The following is an 8578-nucleotide window of genomic DNA, read 5'->3' as shown; positions in this document are numbered from 1 at the left end:
GCTCACGGGGCGCGGAGGCCTCGGCGGAGCCGGAGCCTGCACCCGAGCCGGAGCGGCGGCGGTTGCGGCTGCGGCCGGAGCCGCCCTCACGCGAGCCCTCGCCGGAGCCCGAGCCGCCACGACCGCCCTGGCCGCGACCGCCGGAACGGCCACCCTGGCCGCCCGAGCGCCCCGCGCCGGAGCCGCCGGTGTGCTTGCCGGTCTCGCCCAGGTCCTCGAGCGTCTCCGCCTCGAGCCCCTCGCGGGTGCGCTTGTCGCGCGGCAGACGGCCCTTGGTGCCCTCGGGGATGTCGAGGTCCGTGAAGAGGTGCGGCGAGCTCGAGTAGGTCTCCTGGGGCTCGGGGTAGCCGAGGTCCAGCGCCTTGTCGATGAGCGACCAGCGGGGCACGTCGTCCCAGTCGACGAACGTCACGGCGGTGCCGGTCTTGCCCGCGCGACCGGTGCGGCCGATGCGGTGCAGGTACGTCTTCTCGTCCTCGGGGCACTGGTAGTTGACCACGTGCGTGACGTCGGTGACGTCGATGCCGCGCGCCGCGACGTCGGTCGCGACCAGGATGTCGATCTTGCCGGAGCGGAAGGCGCGGAGCGCCTGCTCGCGGGCACCCTGGCCCAGGTCGCCGTGGATGGCGCCGGCCGCGAAGCCGCGCTCGCGCAGCTCGTCGGAGACCTTCGCGGCGGTGCGCTTGGTGCGCGCGAACACCACGGTGAGGCCGCGGCCGTTGGCCTGCAGCAGGCGCGCGAGGACCTCGACCTTGTCGAGCGCGTGGGCGCGGTAGACCACCTGCTTGATGGCCTTCACGGTGGCGCCGTCGTCGTCCGGGTCCGCCGCGCGGATGTGCGTGGGCTGCGTCATGTAGCGGCGCGCGAGGGCGACGACCGCGCCGGGCATCGTCGCCGAGAACAGCATGGTGTGGCGCGACGCGGGGGTCGCGGCGAGCAGCTTCTCGACGTCGGGGAGGAAGCCCAGGTCGAGCATCTCGTCGGCCTCGTCGAGCACCACGGTCTTGATGAAGCGGAGGTCCAGGTGGCCCTGGTTGAGCAGGTCGATCATGCGGCCAGGCGTGCCGACGATGACGTCCGCACCCTTCTGGAGCGCCTCGATCTGCGGCTCGTAGGCACGGCCGCCGTAGATCTGCACGATGCGCACGGCGCGCTTGCGCGACGCGGCCTCGAGGTCGTTGGCGACCTGGACGGCGAGCTCGCGCGTCGGCGCGACGATGAGCGCCTGGGGCTTGCCCTTGGCGTCGCCGAGCAGCTCGTAGGCGTCCTCGCCGGGGGCGGCGGTGCGCTGGAGCGCGGGGATGCCGAAGCCCAGCGTCTTGCCGGTTCCGGTCTTGGCCTGGCCGATGATGTCGTGGCCCGAGAGGGCGACCGGCAGGGTCATCGCCTGGATGGGGAAGGGGCTGATGATGCCCTTGTCGGCGAGCGCCTCGACGATGCGAGGGTCGACGTTGTAGTCGGCGAACGTGGTGTCGTGCGCCTGCACGCTGGCGTGCGTCTCAGTCATGGTGCTCCGAGGGAGTCTGGGGCGCGAAGGCGCCCGTACGGCGGGCAGCCGATCGCGAATCATCCTCAGAGCGGCTCGTCGCTGTCTTCAGCGGTACCGCGTTTCACATGACGACCGGTCAGCCCAGGTCGCATGACAGTGTACCGGCGCAGGGTGCCGTAGCGATAGGACCCCAGGTCAGGGCGCGTCGGGCGCGAGCGGCGAGGGTCGCGGATCGAGCACCGCCGTCACGATCGCCTCGATCGCGAACGCGCTCGTCTCCGCGAGCTCGACGTTGGCGCGGTCGAGCAGCCACTGGACCTGGAGGCCGTCCATCACCGCGAGCACGGACGCGGACGCGCGGTCGATGGTCGCGGGCGCGTCGATGCCGCGCTCCTCGCACATGACGCGGAAGGCCTGCGCGACCTCGGTGCGCAGCTGCGTGTAGCGCTGCTCGAAGTACTCGCGGCCGGGGTTGCCGTCGGTGACCGACTCCGCGGAGAGGACGGCGTACGCCTGGACGATGCCGGGGCGCTCCTCGTTGGCGAAGGCCGTCCGCACCAGGTGGCGGAAGAGCTCGGTGCCGTCGGGGATGTGCTGGCCCTCGATGCCCTCGACATCGGTCTCGTCGCGGTAGCGCAGCACCTCGACGAGCAGCCGGTCCTTGGATCCGAAGTGGTGGAGGATCCCGGCGTGGGTCATGTCGACCTGCTCGGCGATCTCCACGAGCGGGCCGTTGTTGTAGCCCTTGGACCCGAAGATCTCGAGCGCGGCGCGCAGGATCTCGCGGCGCCGCGCGAGCGTCTCCGGTCGCGGCTTCGAGGCTCGTCTCGTGGTCGTCATGGTCTCCCTCGGCTCCTGTCCGGGCGGGGCGTGCCCGGGCGACCTGCATCGGTCGCCGGGGGCCGTCCGTCCAGCCAGGTCACGCCCGAGTCTACGCACGTGCCTCGTCGCGCCTGGTCGACGCTCCGATGGTCACGGTTGTGCAACACGCGCAGCCCCGGCTTGATTTAGTTACTGACAGCACAGTAAGTTACCCGACATCGACCGGGGCGACCCGATCTGCTCGACGAAGAGGAGAACCTGGTGACACTGCCGTCGCTGGACGCACGCGAGGCCCACGCCACGCTCGAGGGCTGCCGCGTGCTCGCACGCGCCCTCCCCCTCGAGCGCAAGGTGCTGCTGCTCACCGGAGCGACGATGTGGCGCCTCCACGCGCTGCCCGAGCTGGGCCTGCGCGGCGTCGCCTTCTCCGACGGACCCGTGGGGGTGCGCGGCCTCGGCGACGTCGACGGCGCGACCTCGATCCTGTTCCCCACGCCCAGCGCCATCGCCGCGACGTGGGACGTCGCGCTCGCATTCGAGGTGGGTCGGGCCTTCGCTCGCGAGGCGCGCGACCACGGCGTCGACGTGGTGCTCGCTCCCCAGGTCAACATCCAGCGCACCCCCGTGGGCGGACGCCACTTCGAGTGCTTCTCCGAGGACCCGTGGCTCACCTCCGCGATCGGCACCACCGTGGTCCGGGGCATCCAGGACCAGGGCGTCGCGGCGTGCATGAAGCACTACGTGGCCAACGACTCCGAGACCGAGCGCACCTCGTACGTCTCCCGCCTGGGGATGCAGGCGCTCCGCGAGGTGTACCTCGCGCCGTTCGAGGACGCCGTCGAGGCCGGCGTGTGGTCGGTCATGGCCGCGTACAACGGCGCCGACGACGGCGTCGAGTCCGCGCCCATGACCGCGCACCGCCACCTCCTGGTCGACGTCCTCAAGGACGAGCTCGGCTTCGACGGCGTGGTGGTCTCCGACTGGGAGGCCACGGGCGAGGGTGAGCCGGCCGCCAACGGCGGGCTCGACCTGGTGATGCCGGGTCCGGCCGGGCCGTGGGGCGAGCGGCTGCTCGCCGCGGTCCACGCCGGCCGCGTGTCCGAGCGCGAGATCGACGACAAGGTCGCACGCGTCCTGCTGCTCGCCGGTCGCGTCGGCGCGCTCGGCGAGGGCCCCGCACCGGTCACGCATGCGGCGGACCTGCGCGCGCTGGTCCGGCGCGCCGCGGCCTCCTCGATGGTGGTGCTCCGGCGCGGCGACGATGCGCCGTGGGACCGGCCGGCGCCGGCGACAATCGCGCTCATCGGCCCGAACGCCCTACGACCGCATGTGCTCGGCGGAGGCTCGTCGACCGTGCACCCCGCGCACGTGGTGACACCCGCCGAGGGCCTCGCGGCGCGCTGGCCCGACGCGAGCATCGTGCTCGCCCGCGGCGGCGACCCGCGAGCCTTCGCCCCGCGGCTCCAGGTAGGGCGCGTGGGAGTCCGGCATCGGGACGATGCGGGGCGCGTCCTGGGTGTCCAGGAGGTCGTCGGCTGGGACGGTTGGCTCCGCGACGTGCCCGCCGAGGCCACGGAGGTCGAGCTGACCGTCGCCGTCCGGCTGACCGAGCCCGGGACGCATCGGCTCTCGGTGGGGACCGTGGGTGCCCACCGCATCATGATCGACGGCGTCGAGGCCTCCGCGAGCGACGCCTCGGTGGGCGTCGACTGCGTGCTCGACTCGTCGGTGAACAACCCCGCGGGCGCCGAGGTCGAGGTTCACGTGGCCGAGCCGCGCGACGTGGACATCGTCGCCATGCTGCAGGTGATCGACGCCGGTGGGTACGGGAGGTTCGTGCGGGGGGAGCTGCGGCACGCGCTCCCGGGACCGAGCGCCGACGAGGAGATCGACGCGGCCGTCGCCGCCGCGCGTGCGGCTCAGCTCGCCGTGGTGATCGTGGGTACCAACGAGGAGTCCGAGTCGGAGGGCTGGGACCGCACCACGCTCGCGCTGCCGGGACGGCAGGACGAGCTCGTGGAGCGCGTGCTCGACGTCGCTCCCGACGCGGTGATCCTGGTCAACGCGGGCGCACCGGTGCTGCTCCCGTGGCTCGAGCGCGCGCGCACCGTCCTGTGGGCCTGGTTCCCCGGCCAGGAGGCGGGTCACGCGATCGCGGATGTGCTCGCGGGGGAGGTCGAGCCGGGAGGCCGACTGCCCTGGACGCTCCCGGCGCGCGAGGCCGACGTCCCCGTGCCGCACGCGATCCCGGACGCGGGCATCGTCCGCTACGACGAGGGCGTGCACGTGGGCTACCGCGGGTGGGAGCGCTCGGCGGCGGAGCCCGCGGCTCCGTTCGGTCACGGCCTCGGGTGGTCGTCGTGGCGCTACGACGTGGTCGGGGTGCCGCGCCTCACGGGCTCGGGCGACCTCGAGATCGACGTGGACGTGACCAACGTGGGGACCCGCGGGTCCCGCGAGGTGGTGCAGGTGTACGTCGAGGCGCAGGAGGGTGCGCACGAGCGCCCCGTCCGGTGGCTCGGCGGGTTCGTGGCCGTGCATGCGCGGCCCGGCGAGACCGTGCGGGCGCGCGTCACCGTCGCGCGCCGCCGGCTCGAGGTGTGGGACACGGAGACGGCTGCGTGGGTGCTGCCTGCGGGCGAGTACCGCCTCCGTGCAGGACGGTCCGTTCGCGATCTTCGGCTGGACACCGCGGTCCGGCTCGAGGCGCCCGAGTCGAGGAGGAGGGACGACGAGGACGCGGCTGCCCGCATCGTGCGGGATTGACAACGAGGTCGATGGCGGCTGGGAGGCCGCCGCAACGAAGGAGAAGAACATGAGGATGAGGAAGTCCTCCCTTGTGGCCATGTCCGTGGCCACCACCCTCGCGCTCGCCGCCTGTGCAGGCGGCGGGGGCACCAGCGACGACCCGTCGGAGACGGGCGACGGCGGCAGCGGCTCGACGCCGCAGGCGGGCGCACCGCTCACCATCGCGAAGCCCGACGGCGCCATCGCGACCGAGTCCAACAACCCGTGGGTCGGGGACTCGTCGGGCCTCAAGCTCGGCTACATCAACGCGATCCTCGAGCCGCTCGCGTTCGTCAACACCATCGACCCGACCGCCGAGGTCAAGCCGTGGCTCGCGTCCGACATCACGTGGTCGGAGGACGGCACCTCGGTCACCGTGACGGCGCGCGACGGGGTGACGTGGAACGACGGCGAGCCCTTCACCGCCGACGACATCGCGTACTCGTACCAGATGTTCATCGACCACCCGGAGCTCGACACCGCTGCGCTCGGGCTCAACGGCGTCACGCAGGACGGCGACACCGTCACGCTGACCTTCGACACCCCGATGTTCGTCAAGCAGGACAAGGTGCTGCACAAGTACATCGTCCCCAAGCACGTCTGGGAGGCGGTGGACGACCCGGCCACGGCCGACAACCTCGACCCCGTGGGCACCGGACCGTACGTGCTCAGCAATTTCTCGACGCAGTCCGTCGAGCTCACCGCGCGGGACGACTACTGGGGCGGCGACCTGGCGGTGCCGACGCTGTACTACGTCTCCTACAACGACAACACGGCGCTCACCACCGCGCTCGCGACCGGCGACGCGGACTGGGCCCAGGCGTTCATCCCCAACGTCCAGAGCGCCTACCTGGACAAGGACGCGGACCACAACATCTACTGGGCGCCCCCGGGCCTGGCGATCGACACGATGTACATGAACCTTCAGGAGAAGCCGTTCGACGATGTCGCGTTCCGCAAGGCCGTGAACATGGTGGTCGACCGCTCCAAGCACGCGGAGATCGCGCGTGAGGGCGGCGTCCCCGAGCTCACCTCGGTGACCGGCCTTCCCACGCCCGTCGGCGACTCGTACATCTCCTCCGAGTACCAGGGGCAGACCTACGCGGTCGACGTCGAGGGCGCCCGCGCGGTGCTCGAGGACGCCGGCTACACGTGGTCCGGCGACCAGCTGGTGGACCCCGACGGCGAGAACGTCACCTTCGAGCTCCAGGTCCCCCAGGGCTGGAACGACTACGTCACGGGCATCTCGCTCATCGCGGACTCGGTCAAGGCGCTCGGCGTGGAGGCCACCGTCCAGACCCCGGACGTCGACACGTGGTGGAACGACAAGTCGATCGGCGACTTCGACGCGATCCTGCACTGGACCGACGGCGGCGCGACCCCGTACGACATGTACAAGTCGATGATGAGCCAGGAGTGGCTGGTGCCCATGGGCGAGGCCGCGAACAACAACTTCGGCCGCTTCGACAGCGCCGAGGTCACGCAGGCTCTCGACGACTTCGCCAAGGCGGCGGACGACGCGACCCGTCAGGCCGCGATGGACACCATCGAGCGGATCTTCGTGGACGAGGTGGTGACCATCCCGGTCGGCACGCGTCCCTCGATCGGCGAGTGGAACACCCGCAACTACGTGGGCTGGCCGTCGGATGAGGACCCGTATGCGGACCCGAACCCGACGATCGCCTCCGCGGTGCTGATCCTCACGAGCCTCGAGCCCGCGAGCTGACGCATCCCTCCGGCGGGGGCGGGCATCCCCGCCCGTCCCCGCCGGAGCCGCATCACCGTCCACCGATCCAGGAAGCAACCCGTGACCTCAGAGACACTTCTCACCGTCGACGACTTCAGCGTCGTCTACGACGTCGACCCGCCCGTGGAGGCGGTCCGCCACGTCTCGCTCGCGCTCCAGCGCGGCGAGATCCTCGGGCTCGCGGGGGAGTCCGGCTGCGGCAAGACCACCCTCGCCTACGGCATCCAGCGCCTCCTCAAGCCGCCGGCCGTCATCACCTCGGGGCGCGCGGTCTTCCACGACGAGTCCGGTGAGGACATCGACATCAACGCGCTCGACGCGGACGCGATGCGCGCCTTCCGCTGGGACAAGGTGTCCATGGTCTTCCAGGGCGCGATGAACGCGCTCAACCCCGTCGCCAGCATCGGCCGCCAGCTCGAGGACGTGTTCCTCACGCATCGTCCCTCGATGGGCCGCGCCGAGCGGCGCGAGGAGTGCGCCGGGCTGCTCGACCTGGTCGGGGTGGGCCGCGAGCGGATGCGCAGCTATCCGCATGAGCTGTCCGGCGGGATGCGGCAGCGGGTGATGATCGCGATGGCCATGGCGTTGCGGCCGCAGCTCATGATCATGGACGAGCCGACCACGGCTCTCGACGTGCTGGTGCAGCGCGAGATCCTCGAGCAGATCTCGGACCTGCGCAGCAAGCTGGGCTTCTCCGTCATCTTCATCACGCATGACCTCCCGCTGCTGCTCGAGATCTCCGATCGCATCGCCGTGATGAAGGACGGCGTGATCGTGGAGCTCGCGAGCGCGCTCGACATCTACTCCGACGCGCAGCACGAGTACACGCGGAGGCTGCTCAGCTCCTTCCCGAGCCTCACAGGCGAGCGCGGCGACTTCATCCGCGGCTCCGAGAGCACGCCCACGACCACGGAGGCGGCGCTGTGACCACGCTCGACTTCAGGAACGTCACCAAGCGGTACCGGGTCCGCGGCTCGGGCGACATGCTCGCCCTCGACGACGTGAGCTTCACCCTCACGTCCGGCCAGACCATCGCGCTCGTGGGCCAGTCGGGCTCCGGCAAGTCGACCATCGCGAAGATCCTCACGCAGCTCGAGCGGGCCACCTCCGGGGAGGTGCTGCTCGACGGCGAGCCCATCCCGCATCGTGGCCCCGGGCTGCGGCGCTACCGCCAGCGCGTCCGCATGGTGTTCCAGGATCCCTTCGCCTCCCTGAACCCGTACCACACCATCCGTCACCACCTCGAGCGGCCGCTGCGGCTCGACAAGGTGGTCCCGGCGGACGAGGTCGAGGACGAGGTCCGCGCGCTGCTCACGCGCGTGCGGCTCGACCCTGACGCGACCATCGACCGCCGCCCGCACGAGCTCTCGGGCGGTCAGCGGCAGCGCGTCGCGATCGCCCGCGCGCTCGCCTCGAGGCCCGAGCTGCTCATCGCGGACGAGCCGGTGTCGATGCTCGACGTCTCGATCCGGCTCGGCGTGCTCAACCTGCTCGCCGACCTCCAGCGCGAGTCCAACCTGGGCGTCCTCTACATCACGCACGACCTCGCGACGGCGCGCCACTTCTCCGACGAGATCATGGTGCTGCACCACGGCGTGGTGGTGGAGCGAGGACCGGCGGACGACGTGATCCTGCGCGCGCAGCACGAGTACACCCGTGCGCTGCGCGGCGCCTCGCCCGACCCCGACAAGCACTTCGCGGACCCCTCGGGCCGCGCCGTCACGAGGAGCTGA

The 8578-nt window shown here is 71.5% G+C and carries 6 protein-coding genes; 4 read left to right on the top strand and 2 right to left on the bottom strand.

Annotated elements, in window-relative coordinates:
- A partial coding sequence (locus AOM00_RS14760) for a DEAD/DEAH box helicase (RefSeq protein WP_228373533.1) occupies positions 1-1507 on the bottom strand: 1507 nt, incomplete at its 3' end.
- 177 nt (positions 1508-1684) lie between these two features.
- Positions 1685-2329 carry a TetR/AcrR family transcriptional regulator gene (locus AOM00_RS14755; RefSeq protein WP_062518521.1) on the bottom strand — a complete coding sequence of 215 codons (645 nt, stop codon included), beginning with the start codon at positions 2327-2329 and terminating at the stop codon, positions 1685-1687.
- Positions 2330-2572: 243 nt separating this feature from the next.
- Here AOM00_RS14755 and AOM00_RS14750 point away from each other — a divergent pair, with 243 nt between their 5' ends.
- The 4 genes from AOM00_RS14750 (at position 2573) to AOM00_RS14735 (ending at position 8578) form a co-directional block, all read left to right on the top strand.
- Positions 2573-5077, top strand: a complete 2505-nt coding sequence (locus AOM00_RS14750; protein ID WP_228373532.1) for a beta-glucosidase family protein — start codon at positions 2573-2575, stop codon at positions 5075-5077.
- A 49-nt stretch (positions 5078-5126) separates the two neighbouring features.
- On the top strand, positions 5127-6824 hold the full coding sequence (locus AOM00_RS14745) for an ABC transporter substrate-binding protein (RefSeq protein ID WP_062518520.1): 1698 nt from the start codon (positions 5127-5129) through the stop codon (positions 6822-6824).
- Positions 6825-6905: 81 nt separating this feature from the next.
- Positions 6906-7772: an ABC transporter ATP-binding protein gene (locus tag AOM00_RS14740; protein WP_062518519.1), complete on the top strand. Its 867-nt coding sequence runs from the start codon at positions 6906-6908 to the stop codon at positions 7770-7772.
- Complete coding sequence (locus tag AOM00_RS14735; protein WP_062518518.1) at positions 7769-8578, top strand: ABC transporter ATP-binding protein; 810 nt, start codon at positions 7769-7771, stop codon at positions 8576-8578. The genes AOM00_RS14740 and AOM00_RS14735 overlap by 4 nt, the downstream gene beginning before the upstream one ends.

It is taken from the genome of Demequina gelatinilytica (assembly GCF_000971115.1).
Lineage (GTDB): Bacteria > Actinomycetota > Actinomycetes > Actinomycetales > Demequinaceae > Demequina > Demequina gelatinilytica.
The sequence above is the reverse complement of the archived record's forward strand: the minus strand, read 5'-3'. Positions and strand labels throughout refer to the sequence as shown.

What these genes read in the sequence shown, in the direction of transcription:
- AOM00_RS14755 (WP_062518521.1), bottom strand. Translation starts at nt 2,329, where the DNA reads ATGACGACCACGAGACGAGCCTCGAAGCCGCGACCGGAGACGCTCGCG.
- AOM00_RS14745 (WP_062518520.1), top strand. Translation starts at nt 5,127, where the DNA reads ATGAGGATGAGGAAGTCCTCCCTTGTGGCCATGTCCGTGGCCACCACC.